The organism is Cobetia sp. MMG027, from assembly GCF_027947415.1.
Classification (GTDB): domain Bacteria; phylum Pseudomonadota; class Gammaproteobacteria; order Pseudomonadales; family Halomonadaceae; genus Cobetia; species Cobetia marina.
In genome coordinates this window covers 69951-93218 of sequence record NZ_JAQJIO010000011.1, presented here as the reverse complement: position 1 = coordinate 93218, position 23268 = coordinate 69951, and the positions used below count along the sequence as shown (strand labels likewise).

Here is a 23268-nt window from a genome sequence, read left to right as displayed (position 1 = left end):
ATTTCCACGTTGCCCGACCTTTCCTCGAGACTGCTGCACATGCCGAAACTCAATCCTGATCATCCGCGCGCCCGCAACCTGACACCGCAACGTGTCTCCGTGCTGGCGGGCCTCGCCATCGTGATGGTCGCCAACATTCCGCGTTTTCTGCTCAGCGGTGACACCACGCGCCTGATGCTGATCAGTGGCTTTGCCGTGGCCGTCGCGGCGCTGGGGGTCTACATCTATCGCCAGCTCTCCGATGTCGCCCAGGGCGAAGTGCCGAGGCTGATGCGTCGCGTGTTCGTGTGGCTGGTGGTGGGCCTGGCGGCGATGGCAGCCTTCAACTTCGCCGCGCCGATGCTTGACCGCCCCAGGGAAGGGGCGCTGGAAGTGCTGGTCGATGGCCTGACACTGGGGCTGGTGGCGCATGTCATCAGTCTGTGGATGCATCGGGGCCGCAAGAGCGACTGAGCCCTGTCTGCCGCAAACGACGACGCCCCCGGCCAGTGATGGTCGGGGGCGTCGTCGCATCAGGCCCGGGGCTGATGTCCCGGGCGTCACGGCCTCACTTGCACAGCGTGTAGCAGGGCTCGTAGTCGCTGCCCGGCAGCTTCATGCGGCCCTGGGCCACGAAGGAGGTGAGCAGGGCGTCGAGACGCTCCATCAGCTCGGCTTCGGCGGTCAGGCGGAAGGGCCCATCGCGCTCGATCTCCTCGATGCCTTCCTTCTTGACGTTGCCGGCGACGATGCCCGAGAAGGCACGACGCAGGTTGGCGGCCAGCTCATGCACCGGCTGGTTGCGATGCAGCGCCAGGCTCGACATGTTGGCGTGGGTCGGCGCGAAGGGCTGCTGGAAGTGCGGGGCGATATGCAGACGCCAGTTGTAGTAGAAGGCGTCGTGATGCTGACGACGGAACTCCGCGACGTCATCGATGCCGCCTCGCATGGTGCGCGCCACCTCGACTGGATTGTCGATGATGATGGTATAGCGCGAGCGCGCTTCCTCACCCAGCGTATAGGTGATGAACTCGTCGATCTGCTGGAAGTAGTCGGCGCTGGAGGCCGGGCCGGTGAAGATGACCGGGAACGGCAGGCCTTCGTTTTCCGGGTGCAGCAGGATACCCAGCAGGTAGAGAATCTCTTCCGCGGTGCCCACGCCGCCCGGGAAGACGATGATGCCATGCGCGGTCCGCACGAAGGCCTCAAGGCGCTTCTCGATGTCCGGCATGATGATCAGTTCATTGACGATCGGGTTGGGTGACTCGGCGGCGATGATGCCCGGCTCCGAGATGCCCAGATAACGGCCCTGCTTGCGACGCTGCTTGGCATGCGCGACGTTGGCCCCCTTCATCGGGCCCTTCATCGCGCCGGGACCACAGCCGGTGCAGATGTCGAGTTCGCGCAGGCCGAGGTGATAGCCCACGTCCTTGGTGTACTCGTATTCCTCGCGATTGATCGAGTGGCCACCCCAGCAGGTGACGAGGCTCGGCTCACGCGAGGACTTCAGGGCACCGGCGTTGCGCAGGATATGGAACACCGCGTTGGTGGTGCCTTCGGTGGTGGAGAGATCGAAGCGGGGCGTGTTCTGGATCTCGTTGGCCACGTAGACGATGTCGCGCAGCACGCTCGAGAGGTGCTCACGAATGCCGCGGATCATCTTGCCATCCACGAAGGCATCACCCGGCGCATTGTCGAGCTTCAGACGGATGCCACGATCCTGCTGCAGCACCTCGATCTCGAAGTCCTTGTAGGCATTGAGCACCGAGACGCTGTCATCGGTCTGGCTGCCGCAGTTGAGCACCGCCAGCGCGCAGCGGCGCAGGATGTCATGCAGGCCATTGGAGGAGGTGTCGCGCAGGCGATTGACCTCATCCTGGGAGAGAACTTCCAGGCTGCCTTCCGGTGAGATGATGGTGGAGACCAGCGTCGAGCTGGCATCGCGGGAGTAGGTGGTAGCTTCACTGGTGACAGAGTTCATGACCGTCTTCCTTGTGTCAGGCGCCCACGGCTGACTGGGCGCGGTTCCGGGCTTCTGCCCAGAGTTCGGCGATGCGCTCGCGGTCGTCCACGCTCATGCCGTCCTGGGCAAAGGCGTGCTGCATCCACTCTTCGAAGGTGGCGTCAAAATCTTCCGCGACCACATCGGCGGCATCGTAATCGGCGTTCTCGAGAACCAGTTCCACCTGGGGAATCATGTATCCCAGCGGGAAGAGGTCGACTTCGGCGCATTCGCTTTCCATGGCGAGCAGTGCCTTGTGGATGGCTTCGCCGCGCGCGGCCAGTGGATCAAGCATCTGGAGCATCTCGTGATTCGGGCCAGTCGCGAGGACTGGTCGGGGCAGAGGAAAGGCGCCGAGCCCTGCCGCGTCATTCGGGCATCGCCCACGAAAGACGCAGCCAGAGCGGCACCTGGCAATGAGGATGATGCTAACACGCGAGGGCGCCACGGCGCAGCGCTGCGCATGGCGGCTGGCTCTGGTAGAATCATGGCCTTTGCGGGTCGGTGGCCCTGTGCAGACATTCAGGCAGCTATCGGCAACACGACGCGCCGAGTCGCGTCCCCCGTTCGTGAGTGGTCAGTGCCTCCATGTTCAACGCCCAGTATTTTCGTACCTTCATCACCCTGGTGGAGACCGGCAGCTTTACCCATACCGCGCGCAAGCTGGAAATGACCCAGCCCGGCGTCAGCCAGCATATCCGCAAGCTGGAGCAGTACCTGGGGCGCTCGCTGCTCAACCGTCAGGGACGCAAGTTCTCGCTCACCGCAGCGGGGCGTCGCTGTTACGACTACTCCGTCAAGCTGTTTGCCGAGCACACCCAGTTCATGCACTCGCTGGATGATGACTCGCCTGACAGCGGGGAATGCCGTGTGGCCAGCCCCTCAAGCGTCGGGCTGATGTTCTATCCGTTCACGCTCGGCTATCAGCAGCAGCATCCGGGGCTGACGGTCAGCTACAGCTTCGCCTTCAATTCCGAGATCGTGCAGGACGTGCTGGCGGGGCGCTTCGATCTTGGCATCGTCACCGAGCCGGTCAAGCATCCGGATCTCAACTTCGAGCTGTGGCATCAGGAGCCGCTGTGCCTGGTGGTGCCCGCCGACTTCGCCGGCAACAGTCTCAATGAGCTGATGGCGCTGGGCTTCATGAATTACGCCGACGGCGTCAACAACGCCAGCGCCTTGCTGCGTGAGAACTTCGCCGGTGAATTCCGCTCGATGAGCCACTTCCCGCAGCAGGGTTTCACCAACGACATCGGCATGGTGCTGGATGCCGTGGCACGTGGCCTGGGCTTCACCGTCGTCTCGCGCACGGTGCTGGAGACGTCACCGTGGCAGCGCCAGGTGCGCGAGATGCCGCTCACCGAGGCCGTCTACGAGAACCTGTACATCGTCACGCGTGACAATGCCGAGGTGCCGCGTCGCTATGAGCAGCTGCTGGGCGAATTCCGCCTGCAGCGCCGCAACACGCTCTACGGCTACGCCGATGCCCCGGAAAGCTTCGACAACATGGACCTCGACGGCATGGTGTAACGCCTGCCATGACGTGACAGGGCTCCCCTCAGGCCTGCCTGGCATCGCAAGACCCGCTCCTCGAAGCGGGTCTTCGTGTTTCCGGGGCAGGGACAGGCCCGCGTCAGGGCGTCGCTTGGAGCGCACCGTCCTGTTTCAGTGCACGACCCCGGCTTGCGACCAAGGCCTGATGCGACGCCGCCACGGCGCGTGGGATGCTGGATGACAGCCTGACCAGTGTCGTGAGGTGTTTGCGCGACTTGCTGCCTACCCCTTGTTCGTTGTCATCGAGGAACCCGTACCGTGTCTTCTTCCAAGTCCCGATTCGTTGATGCACCGCCTGCCGCGAGCGACGTGGCCGATGCCCAGTCCTTTCGCCAGTCGTTCTCGCTGCTGTCGCGCATGGAGGTGACGGAGCTTGACGAGGCGCTGCGTGGCGAGCTCGCCCGGCGCTGTCGCTGGCAGGGATGGGAGTCACGCCACATGAGCGCGAGCCAGGCCGCCGAGCTGATTCGCGATGGCATGACGGTGGGCATGAGCGGCTTCACGCGGGCGGGGGAGGCCAAGGCCCTGCCGCTGGCGCTGGTGGAGAAGGCGCGCCGCGAGCCGTTCTCCATCACGCTGATGACCGGCGCCTCGCTGGGCAATGACCTCGACGGTCAGATGGCGGACGCCCACATGCTGGCGCGGCGCATGCCGTTCCAGGTCGATCCGGTGCTGCGCCGTGCCATCAATGCCGGCGAAGTGATGTTCATGGATCAGCATCTCTCGGAGACGGTGGAGCTGCTGCGCAACCATCAGCTGAGTGACATGGACGTCGCGGTGGTCGAGGCCAGTGCCATCACCGCCGACGGCGGGATCGTGCCGACCACCTCGGTGGGCAATTCGGCCAGCTACGCGATTCTGGCCGACAAGGTGATCATCGAGCTCAATCTCGAGTCCCCGGCGGCACTCGAGGGACTGCACGATATCTACATTCCGCAGATGCGCCCCAGCCGTCAGCCGATCCCGGTGGTGGCGCCGGATTCGCGTATCGGCACGCCGTACATCCCCATCGACCCTGCCAGGATCGCCGCCATCGTGCTGACGCGTGGCAAGGACAGCCCCTCGACCTGTACCCCGCCGGATGAGGATACCCGGCGGATGGCGGACCATCTGGTCGAACTGCTCAAGCAGGAGGTCACGCTGGGGCGTCTGACGCCTGCGTTGCTGCCGCTGCAGGCCGGGATCGGCAGCATGGCCAACGCGGTGATGAGCGGACTGAAGGAGGGGCCCTTCGAGCACCTCACCATGTACTCGGAGGTATTGCAGGACTCCACCTTCGATCTGCTGGATGCCGGCAAGCTCGACTTCGCCTCCGGCTCCTCCATCACGGTCACCGAGGAGCGCGGGCGCACCCTGTGGAAGGACCTCGAGCGTTACCGTGACCGTCTGATCCTGCGTCCGCAGGAGCTGTCCAATCATCCGGGCATCGTGCGGCGTCTCGGCGTGATCGCCGTGAATACCGCGCTGGAATTCGACATCTACGGCAACGTCAACTCCACCCACGTGTGCGGCACGCGGATGATGAACGGTATCGGCGGCTCCGGGGACTTCGCGCGCAATGCCCAGCTCTCGGTGTTCATCACCAAGTCACTGGCCAAGGGCGGGGATATCTCGAGCGTGGTGCCCTTCGTCAGTCACGTGGACCACACCGAGCATGACGTGGACATTCTGGTGACCGAACACGGCCTGGCGGATCTGCGGGGTCTGGCACCGCGAGAACGCGCGGTGCTGGTGATCGAGAACTGCGCCGACCCGCGCTATCGTCCCGCGCTGCGGGCCTACTTCGAGGAGGCCTGCCGGCGGGGCGGCCATACCCCGCATTGCCTGGAGCAGGCGCTCAGCTGGCATCGCGAGGTGGAAGTGCACGGCAACATGCGCGCCCTGTGCACGCCTGAGCAACGCGGCGATGTGCCGGCGAAGCAGGCAGGTGAGAAGGTCAGCGCCGGCTAGCGCGGCGTTCAGGCCGCTCTCGCCATCGGGGCGGCCAGCCACCAGACGCCAGAAACCAGGGCGGCTCAGGCGACTGACTCAAGTGATTGACTCAAGTGATTGACTCAAGTGATTGACTCAAGCGGCAAGCGACAGGCGACGAAAGCCAAGCGACAAGCGACAGGAGGGCGGATCACTGATCCAGACCGTTTTCCTTGCGCTCGTCTTCGCATTCCGGGCTGCCCATCTCATAGTCACGGCATAGCTGGGGGCGGCGATCATAGATGGTGCACATCAGCGTCTCGCGATCGACGGCGGCACACCAGCCATCATCGAGGCGGCGCATGACTTCGCCCCCCCACTCATCCTCGTCGATCAGATAGTCCGGCACGCCGGTATCGGTGAGCAGGATGACCTCAAGCCTGCAGCAGCAAGCCTGGCAGTTGCTGCAGGTGATCTCGGGATTCACAGGTGTCGTATCGCCGGTAGCGAACGGCGATACGTCGGTAATCGGAATATTCATCGGGTCAGGGTCAGCCACAGTGAGTCAGGTGCCATCATCGGCACGCTTCAGCCGGCAGTGAAACATACTCACGCACGGATTACTTGTAGACCTTGTCGATCCCTTCCCAGTAGCCCTCGGGGTCCCGGTCATCGGTCATGTAATAGAGCTGGTAGCGACGATTGAGGCGTGCACCACCATCACGGGTCAGCGGTGCCCAGGCAAAGCCGGTACTGCCCTTGCTGGAGGTGGTGAAGAAGGCGTCCAGCGGAATGCTGACGTAGAGCCCCTTGTCGAAGCTGCCCTCGCCATAGTCATCGCCGGCATCGGTCATGGTCGCCCAGGCCCCGACGCTGACCCCGTTGGAGAAGCGGCGGGACAGATCCAGCGTCGCGCCGATATCGCCGGCCAGATAGCGCCCCACCGAGCCCTTGACCAGCACATCGTGCCAGCCGGACTGCCAGTAGGCGGTGGCATGGCCGGTGGTGACGGAATAGTCGCGCAGGCCGAACTGCTGATCGAATTCCCGCTGGCGGACGCGGTTGATATCCAGCCCCAGTGCCAGCGAGCTGTTCATCGGGCGATAGAGCACCTCGGCACCGACACCGGCATACATCATCTCGAGAATGCCGCCGTAGGCCTGGGCATACCAGTCACGCCCGAACTGATGAGTGCGGGTGTACTGCAGATTGGTGATGCCCAGATCGGTCTCCTTGACGTAATCCCCGACGTAGGTGCGCACGCGTGGCAGGTCGGAGTCGGCGATGTACTCGTAGTTCTCGTAGTTGTCGGCCAGCTGATAGGTGGCCACGCCGGAGAACCAGCCATTGCGATCGGTGCGCCACAGGGCATCCAGCTGCAGGTTGAGCTGGTAGAGATAGCCGTCCGGTCCGCCGAAGTTCTGTTTCAGGTTGGGCGAGAATCCCCAGTTGAAGCCGGCGGGTTCCCTGTCCAGCAGCGTGGCGGCCTCCGCGCTGGCGTCGTCGTCAGGCGCGGGAGAGGCGGCGCGAGCGGTGATGGAATGCTCGTACTCGGCACCGAAACGTCTGTCGTTGGCGGCCGCGACGAAGGCCTCTCGCGGATGCTCATCCTCGCGCAGCGCCAGGCCGTTGCTGCTCAGGCGGTAGCGGAAGTGGGTGATCTCGGCGGGCAGGCGGTTGTGCAGCACGCGATTGGCGCGGCCTTCGGCCTGCAGGTCCTTGCGAAAGCGCGTGGCCTCCGCCTCGATGATCAAGGTCTCGCCCTCTACCCGCAGGCGGGAGACTTCAAGCCCCGTCTGGGCACGCAGCGTCGCGGCCAGTGCCTGCCAGTCGACGTCCTCCAGCCGTATCGGCGCTGGCGGGCTTGCGGCGGGCTCGCCCGTGGTGGCACTCGGGGAGGTCGGCAGCGTCAGCAGGCGGCCTTGAGGTGCAGCCTCGTCGCCGGTCGGCGAGGGCGTTGAGAGCGGCGCAGCCTCGTCGCCGTCCAGCGAGGGCGTTGAGGCCGGCGTGGCACCGGCGGGACGTGACGGGCGATCCGACGGGACTGTCTCGCTGTCCCCACGATTGACGGCATCCAGCGAGCGCACCCGGAAGGCTTCCGGGGTCTGGTCATGGCGGTAGCGCGAATGGTGACTGGGGGCGACATCTTCCGGGGTGCCGTCATCCTTGGCCTGAGCCAGCCCCGCCAGATTGGTGGACAGCGACAGGCCCAGCATGGCGGTGTTGCCGCGCTCCCAGCCGCCATGCAGCGACAGGTTGTCATTGACCTTGAACGTCGCGCCCAGATTGAACGGTGAATCCTGGTCTATCTCCACCGTCAGGGGCTCGTCGGAGTAGTCGTTGCCCTCGTATTCCAGCATCAGGGTCAGCGGGTCCCAGGGCGTCTGATATTCGATGCCACCGAAGACGGCCGGGCTGCCACTGAACATGCTGCCCAGCTGGAAGTCGCCCCCGTTGTCGCTGGTGGTGTCGCTGCGCGTCTCGAGGCTGCTTCTCACCAGCGCCAGCGGGTTGCTGAAGTCGCCCCGCGTGCCCAGATAGCCCCAGCCGAGCCCCAGACTGACATCAAGATCACCGTAGCGCTTACTGGCCACCAGATATTCAGAGCTGAACAGCCCCGTACCGCCGAGATCTCGCAGACCCACTGCGAGTGCCGGGCGATAACGGTCCTCTTCCCAGAGCCGGAACTTGGTGTCGAAGGATTTATCCAGGTAGTCGCGGTCCGGGGCGGCCTCACCGTAGCTGACCGTTTCCACCGAGACATAGCGAAAGCCCAGCTCCATCCACTCGAAGGGGGCGGCGTTGACGCTGAAGCGCTTGTAGGGCTGGGTACGGCTGTAGGTGAAGCTCAGCTCGCCCTGTGGGGCGAAGCGTGCCGTGGGAGTCTGCATCAGCCCCACGCCGCCGAAATCACTCTGGGATTCCCCGGTGGCGGCGTGGGCGATCTGGGCGCCGAGCAGGCCTCCCGCCATGCCGAGCGCCAGCCAGCCGGTGCGTGCCGGAGCAGGGCGCTGCTCGTCTCGGGGGCGCGTGGAGGGATGGGCTGGGCGAAAGGGACTCGACATGGGCGTCTCGCATGCTCCCGCGCGACAGGCGCGTGAGCGTGAATGAGGGTATGGAGGATAGAAACATCGAGGCGATGCTGGCAGTGCCGGGAACGACCGCTAGCGGGCCGGCGCTTGCGGGTCAGTGCCTGACGTCCCGGGAGCTGTCGGCTCGTCGTCCGCTGACGGCAGCGAGGCGGCGTCCAGCTGCCAGCTGTGACAGTTCTCACCGGGCAGGCGGCTGGCCAGCCATTGCGGCAGCGCCTCGTTGACCCATTGCTGCGCGGTATCGATACCGGGGGTATGGATCACCAGGCTGGCTCCCGGCGCGACCGGCAGGTCGGCTGCGCCACGCGTGAGGCGATTCCAGCTGGCGATGGGCCGCGTGAGCACCTGCCCCTGGGGGGTGACGAGGCTGGCCCGTGCCGCCTGGCCCAGCGAGTCGGCGGCGCGGCGCTCATCGATCAAGGCGTCCAGTGTCAGGCCGGGGCTCCACTGGCGCTGGTGCACGCCGCTGGCGTCCAGGATCACCACGTCGCGGGGAGCCTGACAGGCACCGATCACCATGCTGGGAGCGATGCGTATCGCCCGCGGGCCATCGCGCATGTCAGTGAGCGGATTCAGCTGGCCGGGCAGGCGTGCCAGCACGCTGCGTGGCTCACCCTGTTGACGGCCCTGATCGAGATAGCGCTGCCAGGCGTGCAACCCCTCGACATAGGCGGCCCGAGAGCTGCCTTCGGGCGCCCCCACCGCGTAGCGAGCCGCGATCAGTTCAATCTCGGCGCTCAGGCGGTTGGCGGTCGCGGCCATCTGCCGGCGAATCAGCGGCGTGCTGACGAAGCTGTAGCGCCAGTCCAGCGCCATGCGTGTCTGGTGGGAGGACCATTGCTGTTCCAGTACCTGACTGGCCAGTGGCGTGCTGGCGGCGCTGAAGGGCAGCGGCGTCTCGTTCGCCCGGGCGAGGGTCGGGGTCAGCAGGGCAGCCAGGCACATCCCCGTGGGCAATGTGCGGGCGAGGGCGCGCAGCGGTCCCTCGACGCGGGCCGAATCGTGTGCGGGGCGAGCAGAATCACGTCGTGAAAAGCGCATTACCATGCCTTGGCGATCTCCCAGCCGAAGCGTGGCCCGTCCGGCCAGGCCGTCATGTCGGCGGCCCACACCCGAGTGGCATCGCGCCATATCTCGTTGGTGGTGGTGTGGCCATCGTCCCATGCCAGGGTCTCGGTGCAGTGTTGCAGCGACAGCTCGGCCAGTGGCAGCGCGTGTGGCGCGGCGGCCTCACAGCGCAGATGTGCATCGGCTTCATGCACCTGCATCACCGGCACGTCATCTTGATGCTGACTGCCGGAGGAAGCGGCATCTGCCCGCTCCAGCCGGCGAGGATAGGGGCTCAGGGCGCTGACACTGACGCGATAGCGGCTGTCGTCAGCCATCAGCCAGGCCGGACGCGCCAAGGCGCGCCCGGTAGTGCTTTGCTCATGCCTGTCCGCGATGTCTCGCGTGAAGCCGGATGTCGCGGACAGTACGCCGTCGCGCAGTTCGATGATGCCGCGGTCCTGGCTCTCGAAACGCGCGATGCGTCCCTCATCCTCGAGCGTGGCCAGCACGACCAGTGCCGTGTTGTTGCCATGCAGGAACTTGAGGGAGGCGTAGGGCAGTTCACTGGCGCGCGCCGCCTCGAAGTCATCCTTGCCGAAGGCATCGCCCACCGAACTGGCCACTATCTGGGCACAGCCGCTCACTGACACGGCACAGGCAGTGATGCCCAGCAGCGTCAGCGAGCGCCGGATGCCTGGAAGGTGCCTGGCTGGCGATTGGCGATGATTCGCGCCTGAACGACGCGATGCGGAGCGCGACGTCATCAACGTGTCCCGGTAGAGCCGGTGGTACCTGTCGTGCCGGTGGTACCGGTGGTGCCGGTCGTCCCGCCACCGACGGTGCCCGTGGCCGCGCCGGCCGCGATGCTGCCGCCGTTGGTGCTCGGGGTCACGCTGCCGGACGCGCTCTGGCTGGCCGTGCCGCTGCCAGCGGCGCTGCCGGTGGGAACGCTACCGGTCGTGCCGGTGGTGCCAGTCGTGCCGGTCGTACCAGTCGTACCAGTCGTGCCGGTGGTGCCAGTCGTGCCAGTGGTACCTGTCGTGCCAGTCGTGCCGGTAGTACCAGTCGTGCCGGTCGTCCCCGTCGCAGCCTGCCCAGCGGCAGGTGCCTCCTCTTCCGCCATGGCGTTGCCTGCCAACAGCAGGGCACCGGACAGGCCGAGAATGGCGCCGATATGTGACTTGCGCATATGAAGTCTCCTTGATGAGCATTGCCGGTCATCTGCCAGTCAGGGCGCTGCGATGACTGGGCTCGGTGATGGGTGGCCAAGGCCAGCGTCGTGCATGCCGGATGCCGTGCTGTCTCTGACCATCGGCAACACTGCTGCTGAGAGTTGCGTCGTGGTGTGCGTGAGCAAGCTCACGCCTGTTCCATGATGTGCAGGGCGCCGTCCCTGATACCGTCCGTAGCATCTTCCCTGGCGCAGCCTCTTCCTGAGGTGTTCCTGCCATGGCCGCATTCCCTGGCCACCGTATTGCTCGCTTTCGAGGTGATGACATCGCCGTCGTCATGAGAAATGTGCATGCACATTTCAGACGGACGCCTCTCTCTATCCCCCGTGAAAGCGAGGCCCATGTTAACCAGAAAATGTCGGCTGTCTAGCGAGAGAGGTCGCGTCGATGTGGCGTTGATGGAAAGCGAAATATTTATGTAAAAAAGAGTAATCGTGGTGTGGATAAAAGCAGACATGCCTGTCGATCTTTCAGACACCGCGGGCGCTGGACTTGATCCGCATGGCTGCTGAAATTCTTGTGAAGGATGTGTCGATTTGCAGACGAACCCAGCGTTGCACTGTCTGTTATCGGCTACGTCATCATGTGGCGGCTAGCGACACACGTCGTGCTGATGATGATACAAAGCAATGTTTTTATTGGATTTTTGTAACAGCGCTCGATTGGCGAGCGGCGTGGATCAGGTAAAATGCGCAACAGATGGAGTCTGGTCACTCCACTCTTGATGCCCATGAAGACGACGCAGCGGACAGTGCGATAAACGTTGCCATCACGTTGTGGAACCTGCGCCGTCAGGTGGGTGTGGTGGGCACTGTCGATGGCGTGAATATGTACCTGTAAAAGGTGTCATCGATGTGCAGCAGAGACGTGATTTTATGAGGAAGACTTCGTGTAAATCGAAGGGGACTCAATCACATTCATCGTCTTCATGGGCCAGCATTCGCGTGATTGCCCAAGGGAGTGTTCGCGCCATTGCCAGACAGGCGCAAGCCGTCATGCAAGGGGCGGGACGCCAGCAGGCGCAAGCACTCAAGCAAACCAAGACATGACACCAGCACGAGGGATCACCCTCGGCCCGAGGTCACCGTCGTTGCAACCGTCGTTGCACATGGGGCCATCGCGTTACGCAAGGCGAACCGAAGACGTTATCGAATTGGTCCCGGCGTCAGCGTGCGGCGGGAATGATCGGGGCAGCCTCGCATCAATCGCTGCTCGGGTCTGTCGACTCAACGGACTTCAGATGAAAAATGCACTGATCGCACGACTTCTGGGCGCCAGCTTGAGCCTCGGCGCCCTCACCGGACTGGCGGGCTGCGTCTTCGCGCCCGGCGGCGACATCGACTATGACACCTCGGCCGCGCCGGTGGATGACATCGTCGATGTGGAGCCCATCACCTTCGGCCTGATCAAGGCCCAGGCGCGGGCGGATGCCCAGGCACGCCAGGCGGCTCGGGGTGACGGCACCCAGCGCGAGCTGGAGCAGGCGCTGACCCAGGAGCTCAACAGCAGTACCCGTGCGCAACTGGCGCCGGATTATCAGTACCACGTGGGGCCGGGCGACATTCTCAATATCGTCGTCTATGACCACCCGGAGCTGTCGTTGCCCACGGGCTCCGAGCGCAGCGCCCAGGAAGCCGGCAACGTGGTGCATGCCGACGGCACGCTCTTCTATCCCTACATCGGCCGTGTCCAGGTCAGCGGCAAGACCCTGGACGAGATCCGTCGGGTGCTGGGCGAGCGCCTCCAGCCCTACCTCAACGAGCCGCAGATCGACGTCAAGGTGGCGGCCTTCCGCAGTCAGAAGGTGCGGATCAGCGGTGAGGTGGAGCAGCCTGGCGTGCAGCCCATCAATGATGTGCCGTTGAGTCTGCTCGATGCCATCGCCGCCGCCGGCGGCATGACCGGAGACGCGGACTGGCACAACGTGGTGCTCAAGCGCAATGGCGAGGAGACCGTCATCTCCCTCTACGAGCTGCTGGCACAGCGCAATGCGGCGACCGGCGAGGCACGTGATCGGCTGCTCAAGGACGGTGATGTCCTGTATGTGCCGGATGTCGGGACCCGCAAGGTGTTCGTGATGGGTGAGGTCGACAAGTCGGTCAGCCTGCCGCTGGGCAGAAGCCCCATCTCGCTGACCGATGCCATCGCCCAGGCGGGCGGCATCAAGGAAGACTCCGCGGATGCCTCCGGCATCTTCGTGGTACGGCGGGACCGGGAAGACCCCGAGAAGCTGGCCACCGTCTATCAGCTGGATGCTCGCAACACCACGGCCCTGATTCTGGGCGCCGACTTCGCGCTCAAGCCGCAGGATGTCGTCTATGTCACGGCCGCGCCGGTGTCGCGCTGGAACCGCGTGATCAGTCAGTTGCTGCCCACCGTGAGCTCCATCTACTACAGCACCGAAATCCAGGACAACCTCGATACCCTCGGCCAGTAAGGCGAGGGGTCGTCAAGGCGTCCCTGCCCGTCGCGATGCACGGGCAGGACACCAGGAGAGTGACTCAACGATGTCGATTCGCAATGCCCATTCCTCCCGTCAGACGGGGGCCACCGAACCCGCAGCGGTACCGGCGCGCACCAGTCTCGATCTGGGCCGCATGCTGGGTCAGCTGTATGACAGCCGCCTGACGCTGGCGCTGATCACCGGCACCTTCACCGTGCTGGCGGTGCTCTATGCGCTGCTGGCGACGCCGATCTACAAGGCCGATGCGCTGGTGCAGGTCGAGGATGGTGGCAGCAACATGAATCCGCTGCGGGATGTCTCCAGCATGCTGCGGGGGGAGGCGCCGCCGTCGGAATCCGAGATCCAGATCATCACCTCGCGCCTGGTGCTGGGCGAGACCGTCAAGAAGGAGCAGCTGGATCTGGTGGTCAAGCCTTACCAGTACCCGGTGATCGGGACCTTCCTGCGCAGCCACGAGGTGGAGCGCCCGAGCTGGCTATCCGGTTCCAGCATGGTGTGGGCCGGCGAGTCACTGGAAGTGGCCAGCCTGGCCGTGCCCAAGGGCTGGGACAACGTCCCGCTGACGCTGGTGACGCTCGGCTCGGGTGAGCAGGGCCGCTATGAACTGCGCTACGACGGCAAGGTGCTCGGCACAGGCTCGGTGGGCAAGCGTGAGCGTTTCGAGGGGCCGCTGGGCGAGGTGAGTCTCGAGGTGACCTCGCTCACCGCGGGCGAGGGAGCCGAGTTCACCCTGATGCACCAGTCCACTCTGGAAGCCACCAATGCGCTGCGCGCGCGCTTCGCGGTGGCCGAGATGGGCAAGGAGACCGGCGTGCTGGGGCTGGCACTGGTGGGGGAAGACCCGCTGCGCACCCAGCAGGTGCTTGAGCGCATCACCCAGACCTATCAGCAGCAGAACATCGACCGTCAATCGGCGGAAGCGGAGAAGTCGCTCGAATTCCTCAAGGAACAGGTGCCGACCGTCCGCAAGAAGCTGACCGAGGCCGAAGAGCGTCTCAATGCCTATCGCGGCAAGAGTGACAGCGTGAATCTGGATCTCGAGACCAAGTCGGTGCTCGAGCAGCTGGTGAACATCGACAACCAGCTCAACCAGACCCAGCTCGAGGAAGCGGAGCTCTCCGGCAAGTTCAACCCGAGTCACCCAAGCTACGTGGCACTGCGCAAGAAGCGCGCGGATCTTGAACGCACGCGCAGTGAGCTCGAGAAGCAGGTGGGGGATCTTCCGGACACCCAGCAGGAGATCCTGCGTCTGGAGCGTGAAGTCGAGGTCAATCAGCAGATCTACGTGCAGCTGCTCAACAAGACCCAGGAAATGAACATCGCCCAGGCCAGCACCATCGGCAACATCCGCATCCTGGATGAGGCCGTGGCGCAGCCGCACCCGGTCAGCCCGCGCAAGGCGATGATCGTGGTGATCGCGACCCTGCTGGGCGCCATGTTGGGTGTGGTCTTCGTGCTGCTGCGCTCGCTGCTGCATCGTGGCATCGAGACACCGTCGGAGCTTTCCGATCTCGGCCTCAATGTGCATGCGACCCTGCCGCTCTCCGAGGAGCAGGCGCGCCTCAATCGTCGCCTGGCGCGAGGCATCAAGCGCTTCTCCTCCTTCAAACTCGGCAAGGGCGCCACGGCGGCGGCCGGCAATGCCGCGCCTGGCCTGCTGGCGGTGCGCAATCCGGCGGATCTCTCCATCGAGGGTCTGCGGGGTCTGCGTACCAGCCTGCACTTCGCGATGATGGAAGCTCCCGATAACCGCCTGATGATCTGCGGCCCCAGCCCGGGCATCGGCAAGAGCTTCGTGTCCGCCAACCTGGCCGCCGTCTGTGCCCAGGCAGGCAACCGCGTGCTGGTGATCGATGCCGACATGCGCCGTGGTCACGTGCATCAGAGCATGGCGGGCCATCAGGTGGGCGCCGTGGCACCGGGGCTGAGCGACTACCTGCTCGGCAAGGTGGAGCGCAGCGCCATCATCCGCAGCATCGCCGACGAGAGCCTGGCGGTGGTCGGCGAAGGCGGTGAGACGCCGGACACCCTCTGCTACGTGGCTCGCGGCACCTCACCGAGCAATCCCTCCGAGTTGCTGCTGCAGGCGCGCTTCTCCGAGCTGCTCGAGTGGGCCAGCGAGAACTTCGACATGGTCATCGTGGATACGCCGCCGATCCTGGCGGTCACCGATGCGGCCATCGTCGGCAAGCTGTGCGGCGTCAGCGTGATGGTGACGCGCTTCATGCACAACTCGCCCAAGGAAATCGAAGCCGCATTGGAGCGCTTCGCTTCCAGTGGCGTGAGCGTGGATGGCGCCATCCTCAACGCCGTCGAGCGCAAGGCGACCACGGCCTACAGCTACGGCTACAGCTATCACGACTACCAGTATCAGGGCGGCGCAAATACGTGAGTGCTGACTTGCCATCCACGGCGACGCCCCTATGTCTGATGACAGCTCGTCAACAGACACCCAGGCGGAAGACGACGTATCGCAAGACCCGGTGTCACTCGACACCACGTCACCGACACGGCGCGGCATGCCGGCCCGAAGGGCGCATGCGGCGTGATGAGAAGACAGCACGATTTGCGATAGACCGGTGCAGGCCGCAAGGGCGGCGAGAGACGGCACCGGGTGTGATGAACGGAAACACCACTCGAACGCAAACCAAGGGGGAGACAGGCACATGAACACGACGACAAATCCAGCGACGACCGGACTCGAGGGGCGTCAGCGACATTCGCGCATGTACGAACGTCTGATGTTCAACTCGCTGTGTCAGGCGCTGGTGGGTCTGATTCTGGCGGTGGGTGTCCCGCTGTTGCTGATCAATGGCCTGCGCCCCTGGGTCAGCGAGATGCGCATGCACAGCGTCATCGCGGCCAGCGGTGGCTTCCTGCTCGCGCTGCAGGCGATTCGTCACATGTCGCGCTACCCCGGTGCCAAGGCATTCGCCTACGTGTTGCCGGCCATCACCATCAGCTATCTGCTGGCGATGAGCGTGCTGATCGCGCTGGATCTGCGCTTCAGCCGTATCGTGCTGGGCAGCTCCTGGCTCGCGGCGATGCTGATCTGCTCCATCGGCTTCTGGGCCGAGCAGCGCACCCGCATCCGCAAGCTGGCCGTGGTGCCGTTCGGTGACTATCGCAACCTGTTCACCACCCGTGGGGCGCGCTGGAACCTGATGCGCGCACCGGACCTGGGCCAGGAGCGCTACAACGGCGTGGTCGCGGATCTGGAAGCCGAGATGCCGGCCGAGTGGCAGCGTTTCCTGGCCAACTGCGTGCTCAACCGCATTCCGGTCTACGACGCCAGTGAAGTGCGCGAGTCGCTCACCGGTCGCGTGGAGCTCAACCAGGTGCGCGAGAACAGCTTCGGTCAGCTGGCACCCAACAGTGAATATGAGCTGTTCAAGCGTCTGTTCGACGTGCTGGCCGTGCTGGCGGTGGCCCCGTTCGTGCTGCCGATCTGCCTGGTGACTGCCGTGCTGATCCGTCTGGATTCGCCGGGTGGCGTGTTCTTCGTGCAGGAGCGTGTCGGTCAGGGCGGTCGTCCGTATCGCATGTTCAAGTTCCGCAGCATGTGCCATGACAGCGAGAAGTCCGGTGCCCAGTTCGCCCAGGCCAACGACATGCGCGTGACCCGTATCGGCCGCGTGATCCGCAAGACCCGCATCGATGAGCTGCCGCAGTTCATCAACGTGCTCAAGGGCGAGATGAGCCTCATCGGTCCGCGTCCGGAGCAGGTCAAGTTCGTGAATGAATTCGCCGAACAGATCCCGTTCTACAACTACCGTCACGTGGTACGTCCTGGCATCACCGGCTGGGCGCAGGTGACCCAGGGGTACGCCTCCGACGCTGACGAGACGCGCGAGAAGCTCGAGCACGACTTCTACTACATCAAGCGCTTCTCCGTGTGGCTGGATCTGTTGATCGTCGGTCGTACCATCAAGACCATGCTGACCGGTTTCGGGGCACGCTGAGCATGCTGACCGTCAGTGGCTATTACGTCGGCTTCATGGCCCTGCTGGTGGCAGTTCTGCCACTGGCGGCCAGCGAGCGCACCCGCATGGTGGGTGCCTGGCTGGGTGGCGGGCTGTGTCTGGCGTTCATGGCATTGCGTTACGACGCAGGATACGACTACTTCTCGTATCGCCAGATGGCCACCTGGCAGGTCGACCTGAGCTTCCTCGAACCCGCGCCGGCGGCACTGGCGCGCATGGCTCGGGCCTGGGGGGAACCGCAGCTGTTCTTCTTCATCACTGCCTTCCTCTATGTATCGTGCTTCGTCACCGCACTGGTGATGAGCCGCCGTAACCTGGCCTGGTGCCTGCTGTTCTTCGTCTGCCTGCCGCTGATCTATCTCTCGGCCTTCGGCTTCGTCAAGCAGCACGTGGCGATCGCCCTGTTCATGGTGGCGATGGCCTGTCTGGAGCGTGGCATGCGGCTGCCGGCGCTGGTGCTGATGCTCGTCGGCACCAGCTTCCACTACACCCTGGCGCTGTATCTGCCGTTGCTGGTGCTCTACCCGCTGCTGCGACGTGCCTATCCCTTCTGGGTCTATCTGGGGCTGCTGCCGCTGTGTTTCGTGGCAGGACCGCTGGCCAAGAGCGCGCTCAGTGCGCTGGGGCTCTATGCCCACTACTTCGAGGATTTTTCCGGGGGCGGGCAGAAGCTCTATGTCATCTATCTGCTGATCTGCCTGGGGACGCTGGGACTCTGGAAGCATTTCCGCCTGTCACTGGACCCCTGGGCCTTCAATCTGATGTTCATCGGCGTGGCGCTCTACACCCTGTTCATCACCTATGGTGAGCACGTGGCCCGCGCCAGCTACTACTTCCTGCCGTTTGCCATCTTCGTCATCTGTGACGTCATCGAGCACTTCCGCGACAAGCTGCTGCCCAGTCTGATCAGCGGTGCGCTGATGATGGCGTTGTTCTTCATGTCGCTGAAGGTGGCGGCCGGCAATCAGGATCATGATTTCTTGAACAACTACCAATTCTATTTCTTGAGCGATGAAGCACTGGTGGTCGGCAATGGAGGTCAGTCATGAGCGAAGCGCTGATCTTCTCGCTGTTCAACCTGATGGCGCGTGGCCTGTCGTCCGCGGCGGGCCTGCTGCTGGCGCGAGCCGTGGCGCCCGAGGCCTTCGGGGAATATGCCCTGGCCCTCAACTATGCGGTGTTGCTGGGCGTGCTGGCGCGCATGGGCGGCAACGAGGTGCTGCTGGTCACCGAAGATGGCGCCAGTGGCGCGGCGCTGCGCCGCTGGATGGGCGTCGGCATCGGCCTCTACGCCTTGCTGGCCATCGCCTTCGCCGTGGGCATCGCGCCGCTGCTGGGGCTGTCTGCCTTCATCTTCGCCTTCTGTGCCCTGCGCGCCGGGGCGGAGCAGGTCGGCCTGCAGATGGTCAATTCGCGCCTGCAGCGTCAGGAGCGCCTGGGGCGCGTCAATCTGATGACGGTGCTGATCTCGCTGGCGGTGGCGATCGCGGTCGCCTGCGCGGCAGGTCCGGCGCTCTATCATCAGGGCGTCGCGCTGCTGACCGGCGCCGAATTCAGCGCCGAGCTGACCACGCCGTCCGGCATGTTCGGCCTGGCACCGGTGGCCACCTTCGTGATGGTCAGTGCCCTCGCGCTGGTCATCGTGATGGCGCTGGGCATGTGGCTGTCACATGACGCGGCGGCGGATGCCCGGGCGGCGGCTGCCAGCCGCGATGGCGCAAGCTCAAGTCGCCTGCCGAGCAAGGCGGACTTCGCGCGTGGACGCGGCTTTCTCTACAACAACCTGATGTCATTCGCCTACCTGCAGGCCTGGGTGATCCTGGCCGGGCTCGCCTTCGCGCCCGCCCAGGTGGCCAGTGTCTCGGTGGTGACCTCCATCGTGTTCGCGCTCTATGTCTTCCCCACCAGCCTGTATCGCTACTACCTGCCCAAGCTGACCCAGGGTGATGGCCGCCTCAAGGAATACCTGATCATCGCCAGCGGCTTCGCGCTGCCGGTGGCGGGCGGTCTGGCACTGGTGGCGCCGTGGCTGGCCGAGCACTTCCTGAGCGGCGCCTACCCGCGCCTGACCATGACACTGCGCGCCTTCGCGCTGGTCTACCTGGTGCACGCCTTCGTGACCTGCGCCTTCACGCGCCTGGCAGCACTGCGCCTGAATGGCAAGCGCCTGCTGTGCCAGAGCACCGGGGCCATTCTGGTGGTCGGTGGGGGCCTTTCGATCGCGGCGCTCAATCACTCGCTCGGCAACGCGTCCGGCGAGAGCGGCAGCCTTCTGGGCATCGACCTCTACCACCTCTTCCTGTGCGTGCCGGTCACCGCGGAGCTGGTGATGCTGGCGATGGCGATCCTCTTCCAGCCGGCTCGCCAGCAAGAGGCGGCCGCGACGGCCAGCCCTTGACGTTCGGCCTTGGGGCCGACGAGTACACGACATTTCACGTGGCGATGCCCGGGCATCGTGCACACCGAACAGCGACATTACGGACAGAAGGACGAATAGCATGGCCAAGATATGCATGACGCACGGATGGCATGACGACAACAAGGGCGACTCCGCCATCCTGATGGGCACCATCGACTTCCTCGACCAGCTGATCGATGCCGAACACGGCCGCAGCGATGTCTCCGGTGAAGGCGTGGCGAAGGCCGAAGGCCATCGCATCGATATCCTGCCCATCGATGATCAGGTGTTCGCCACCGAGCGCGGACCCTTCCGCCACATTCGTCGCCGCTACCGCGAGCGCGTCACCGTCGGTCAGCCCTTGATGCCGCCGATGCGTGACAAGCTGCGCTTCGTCACCTCGCTGCTGGGGCTGGGGGCCAAGATGGCGTTCGGCAAGCAGGGCAAGAGCGGCAACGATGTCATCGATGGTGCCGACCTGGTGGTGGTGAAGGGCGGTCATATCTTCCACAACGGCAGCTTCAAGAAGACCCTGTCTTCCTGGCTGGCGCTGATCGGCTATCTGGCGCCGGTGATGCTGGCACGCAAGGCCGGCAAGCGCGTGCTGTTGCTGGGCCACTCCTTCGGCCCGTTCAAGACCCCGGCCCAGGAGCGCTTCTTCCTGCGCACCCTGAGCGACTGCCTGGTGGTCTCGCGTGAGGAGATCACCCACGCCATGACCCAGAAGGCCGACCCGAAGCTGCCGCATGCGTTGCTGGGCACCGACATGGCCTTCGCCATGGCCCCGCGGGCGAGCGATGAACATGCCGAGGTCAAGGCACCGGGCGGCGTGGCCTCTCCCTATGCCGTGATCACCCTGCGTGACTGGTGGGGGCTGGATCAGCAGGCCTTCGCCGAGCGTGTCGAGGTGCTGTCGCGTTCACTGCTGGAATCCCGTGAGCGTCTGGGCATCGAGCGCCTGATGATCGTGCCGCACGTGCTGGGCCCGACCGATATCGAGAATGACCAGCGCATCTCCCAGCTGGTGTTCGATCACCTGCAGAAGGCACTGGCCGCCGCTGACGGGGGCGAGGAGCTCGCCACGCGCATCGAGCTGGTGCAGGGCGACCCGAGCCCGGATGCGCTGGTGGATCTCTACCGCGACGCTGAATTCCTGGTGGGCACGCGTTTCCACTCGGTCATCTTCGCGCTGATGTCCGGCACGCCGGTCTACGCGCTGTCCTACTGTGGCCCCAAGGCGCCGGGCATCATGCGTGACTTCGGGCTCGGCGACAGCGTTCAGGACATCGAGAACTTCGACCCGGCACGCATCGTGGCCGACATCGAGGCGCTGGTCGCCGACAAGGCCTTCCCGGCACTTGCCGAGCGCGTCATCGCCGACAAGCTGGCGATCACCGCCGACATCACGCGGGACTTCCTGCGCCGCGCACCGGGACGCGCCGGTGTCTGGGGCCAGCGTGAGCTCAAGCTCAATGACGACGCCTATCCGGCGCCGACGGCTGCCAAGGCACCTGCCGCGACGGACCCCGTGGCCACGGACGCCCCGGCCGCTGAGCACGCCACCCACGACAGCGAGCCTGTCGTGCGAGGAGTCTGACATGGCCCATGTCGCTCTGTTGATCCAGGACATCAGCGCCTGCGGTGGCGTCGAGAAGGTGATGCACGGCCTGGCGCGTGATCTGCGCGACAGCCATCAGGTCACGCTGGTATCGGTGCGTGAAGGCGAGCCCTACTGGGGCCGTCTCGAGGGTGTCGAATACCGCACCCTGGGCCTGCCCGCCACCGGTACGCGCAAGAACTTCCGCCACTGGGTGACGCATCTGCGTCGTCTGATGCTGGAGGCGCGCATCGAGGTGATGGTCAGCGGCTACTTCGCCTTCCATCTGGCCGCCCAGCTGGCGGCGCGTGGCACCGGAGGCCGTGACGAGGCGGGCAATTCGCGCCCGCTGACCCGCGTCATCGCCCAGGAGCACAGCGCCTATCATCACGATCGTCGCGCCAAGCGCGTCATCAAGCACCTGCTCTATCGTCATCTCGATGTCCTGCAGGTGCTCAACGAGGTGGATGCGGAATGCTGGCGGCGGCGTGGTCTGCAACCGACGGTGATTCCCAACTATCTGGATGATCTCGCGGAGCGCGAGACGCGCGCCGAGTGCGAGCGTCAGGCCGACGTGGTGATGGTGGGGCGTCTGGCGCCGATCAAGCGTGTCGATCTGGCGATCCGTGCCTTTGCCCATTCGGGTTACCGCCGCGGGCGTCTGGTGCTGGTCGGGGATGGTCCGGAACGTGAGTCCTTGCTGGCGCTGTGCCACGAGCTGGGGCTGAAGGTCTTCCAGGGCGCCAACGATGACAGCGTGCCGGATGACACCCGGGTGCTGTTCACCGGCGCGCTGCAGGACGTCTCGCGTGAGTTGCGCCGAGCCCGTCTGCTGTTGCTGACGTCCGAGCGTGAATGCCTGCCGATGAACGTGCTGGAAGCCAAGCGTGAGGGCCTGCCGTGCCTGTCACGCCCGGTGCGCTCAGGCCCGCTGGCATTGATTCGCCACGATGTCGATGGCGTGCTGAGTGCCGAAGCGGACAGTGCCGGTGAGGTGGAGATCGTGCAGGAGCTGGCGCATGAACTGGCGCGTCTCGAATTTGACGACCATCGCCTGCTGCATCTCTCGAAGGCCGCACGCGAGAGCTTTGCCCACTACAGCCGTGATGCGGTGCTGCCGGACTATCAACGCCTGATCACGCGCCTGGTGCCGGCCGATTCGCGCCAGCGCGCATTCGTGAACGGCGTCAGCGTCAGTGGATCCCACTCGCCTCATTCCAAGGAGAAGGCCCATGGCTGATGTGTCCGTCATCATGCCCAACTACGGCTATGATCGCCGCCTGCATGCCGCCGTCGATTCCGTGCTGGCCCAGAGCGAGCCGGTGCGCGAGATCCTGATCAGCGACGATGCCTCACCCGATGGTGCCGCCGCGCGACTGCGCGAGGATTTCGCGGCACTGGAGACCGGCGACGTCGAGATCCGCATCCTCGAGACCGACACCAACGGCGGGCCGGGGCGTGCCCGCAACCGTGCCATCGCCGAGGCCCAGGGCCGCTACATCGCCTTCCTGGACGCCGATGATGCCTGGCTGCCGGAGAAGATCGAACGCCAGATCGCCTTCATGCAGGAGACCGGCGCCGGACTGTCCTACACCGGCTACGAGATGGTGGATGAGCAGGGCAACCATGTCTCCCACTTCGCACCGCCGGCGCGTCTGACGCGTGACGACATGCTGCGCTCCAACTCCATCGGCTGCCTGACCGCCATCTATGACGCGGGGCGCTTCGGGCGTTTCTACATGCCGACCATCCGCAAGCGTCAGGACCTGGCGCTGTGGCTGATCATCATCGGTCAGCTGGGCCCGGCGCAGGGCATGCCCGAGCCGCTGGCGCGTTACACGCGTCGCGAGAGCAGCGTGTCCTCCAACAAGTTCAAGGCCGCCGCCTACCAGTGGCGTCTGTATCGTGAGGTGCTGGGGATGGATGTGATCAGCGCCAGTCGCAACTTTGTCCATTACGCGGTGAACGGTTATGCAAAACATCGTTGATGAAACTATCTCCGTCGA

The 23268-nt window shown here is 64.7% G+C and carries 19 protein-coding genes; 11 read left to right on the top strand and 8 right to left on the bottom strand.

Annotation, left to right across the window (positions count from 1 at the left end; translation table 11 throughout):
* Positions 1–39: 39 nt before the first annotated feature.
* Positions 40–453: a hypothetical protein gene (locus tag PJK54_RS15380; RefSeq protein WP_077374143.1), complete on the top strand. Its 414-nt coding sequence runs from the start codon at positions 40–42 to the stop codon at positions 451–453.
* 94 nt (positions 454–547) lie between these two features.
* Here the strand turns inward: PJK54_RS15380 and ppnN are convergent, their stop codons facing one another.
* Positions 548–1960, bottom strand: coding sequence for a nucleotide 5'-monophosphate nucleosidase PpnN (ppnN, locus tag PJK54_RS15375; protein WP_077374140.1), 1413 nt, complete (start codon positions 1958–1960; stop codon positions 548–550).
* 16 nt (positions 1961–1976) lie between these two features.
* On the bottom strand, positions 1977–2276 hold the full coding sequence (locus tag PJK54_RS15370; RefSeq protein ID WP_077374137.1) for a hypothetical protein: 300 nt from the start codon (positions 2274–2276) through the stop codon (positions 1977–1979).
* 293 nt (positions 2277–2569) lie between these two features.
* On the opposite strand from PJK54_RS15370, the gene PJK54_RS15365 reads away from it, so the two are divergent.
* Entirely contained in the window at positions 2570–3511 is a 942-nt protein-coding gene (locus PJK54_RS15365) for a LysR family transcriptional regulator (protein ID WP_077374134.1), read from the top strand.
* A gap of 282 nt (positions 3512–3793) precedes the next feature.
* Entirely contained in the window at positions 3794–5485 is a 1692-nt protein-coding gene (locus PJK54_RS15360; RefSeq protein WP_271303300.1) for an acetyl-CoA hydrolase/transferase family protein, read from the top strand.
* 172 nt (positions 5486–5657) lie between these two features.
* On the opposite strand, the gene PJK54_RS15355 is transcribed toward PJK54_RS15360, so the two are convergent.
* The 6 genes from PJK54_RS15355 to PJK54_RS15330 form a co-directional block, all read right to left on the bottom strand.
* Positions 5658–5987 carry a YkgJ family cysteine cluster protein gene (locus tag PJK54_RS15355; RefSeq protein WP_077374131.1) on the bottom strand — a complete coding sequence of 110 codons (330 nt, stop codon included), beginning with the start codon at positions 5985–5987 and terminating at the stop codon, positions 5658–5660.
* Positions 5988–6066: 79 nt separating this feature from the next.
* Positions 6067–8511 carry a YjbH domain-containing protein gene (locus PJK54_RS15350; protein WP_271303299.1) on the bottom strand — a complete coding sequence of 815 codons (2445 nt, stop codon included), beginning with the start codon at positions 8509–8511 and terminating at the stop codon, positions 6067–6069.
* Positions 8512–8610: 99 nt separating this feature from the next.
* A complete protein-coding gene (locus PJK54_RS15345; protein ID WP_271303298.1) occupies positions 8611–9579 on the bottom strand; it encodes a hypothetical protein in 969 nt (322 codons plus the stop codon).
* Positions 9579–10352, bottom strand: a complete 774-nt coding sequence (locus PJK54_RS15340; RefSeq protein WP_077374126.1) for a YjbF family lipoprotein — start codon at positions 10350–10352, stop codon at positions 9579–9581. The genes PJK54_RS15345 and PJK54_RS15340 overlap by 1 nt, the downstream gene beginning before the upstream one ends.
* A complete protein-coding gene (locus PJK54_RS15335) occupies positions 10352–10777 on the bottom strand; it encodes a hypothetical protein (protein WP_271303297.1) in 426 nt (141 codons plus the stop codon). The genes PJK54_RS15340 and PJK54_RS15335 overlap by 1 nt, the downstream gene beginning before the upstream one ends.
* A gap of 170 nt (positions 10778–10947) precedes the next feature.
* Positions 10948–11277: a hypothetical protein gene (locus tag PJK54_RS15330; protein WP_271303296.1), complete on the bottom strand. Its 330-nt coding sequence runs from the start codon at positions 11275–11277 to the stop codon at positions 10948–10950.
* Between the two features lie 783 nt (positions 11278–12060).
* Here PJK54_RS15330 and PJK54_RS15325 point away from each other — a divergent pair.
* The 8 genes from PJK54_RS15325 (at position 12061) to PJK54_RS15290 (ending at position 23250) form a co-directional block, all read left to right on the top strand.
* Complete coding sequence (locus tag PJK54_RS15325; protein ID WP_084208231.1) at positions 12061–13257, top strand: polysaccharide export protein; 1197 nt, start codon at positions 12061–12063, stop codon at positions 13255–13257.
* A gap of 70 nt (positions 13258–13327) precedes the next feature.
* Positions 13328–15676, top strand: a complete 2349-nt coding sequence (locus PJK54_RS15320; protein WP_271303295.1) for a polysaccharide biosynthesis tyrosine autokinase — start codon at positions 13328–13330, stop codon at positions 15674–15676.
* A 274-nt stretch (positions 15677–15950) separates the two neighbouring features.
* Positions 15951–17246: a sugar transferase gene (locus tag PJK54_RS15315; RefSeq protein ID WP_240499683.1), complete on the top strand. Its 1296-nt coding sequence runs from the start codon at positions 15951–15953 to the stop codon at positions 17244–17246.
* A gap of 2 nt (positions 17247–17248) precedes the next feature.
* Entirely contained in the window at positions 17249–18316 is a 1068-nt protein-coding gene (locus PJK54_RS15310) for an EpsG family protein (RefSeq protein WP_077374117.1), read from the top strand.
* Positions 18313–19665, top strand: a complete 1353-nt coding sequence (locus tag PJK54_RS15305) for a hypothetical protein (RefSeq protein ID WP_176504009.1) — start codon at positions 18313–18315, stop codon at positions 19663–19665. The genes PJK54_RS15310 and PJK54_RS15305 overlap by 4 nt, the downstream gene beginning before the upstream one ends.
* A 100-nt stretch (positions 19666–19765) precedes the next feature.
* Complete coding sequence (locus PJK54_RS15300; RefSeq protein WP_191237397.1) at positions 19766–21262, top strand: polysaccharide pyruvyl transferase family protein; 1497 nt, start codon at positions 19766–19768, stop codon at positions 21260–21262.
* A gap of 1 nt (position 21263) precedes the next feature.
* Positions 21264–22502 (top strand): glycosyltransferase, encoded by a 1239-nt coding sequence (locus tag PJK54_RS15295; protein WP_167592981.1) that lies wholly within the window; start codon positions 21264–21266, stop codon positions 22500–22502.
* Positions 22495–23250, top strand: coding sequence for a glycosyltransferase family 2 protein (locus tag PJK54_RS15290; RefSeq protein WP_077374105.1), 756 nt, complete (start codon positions 22495–22497; stop codon positions 23248–23250). Before PJK54_RS15295 ends, PJK54_RS15290 begins: the two co-directional genes overlap by 8 nt.
* The last annotated feature ends 18 nt before the right edge of the window (positions 23251–23268 follow it).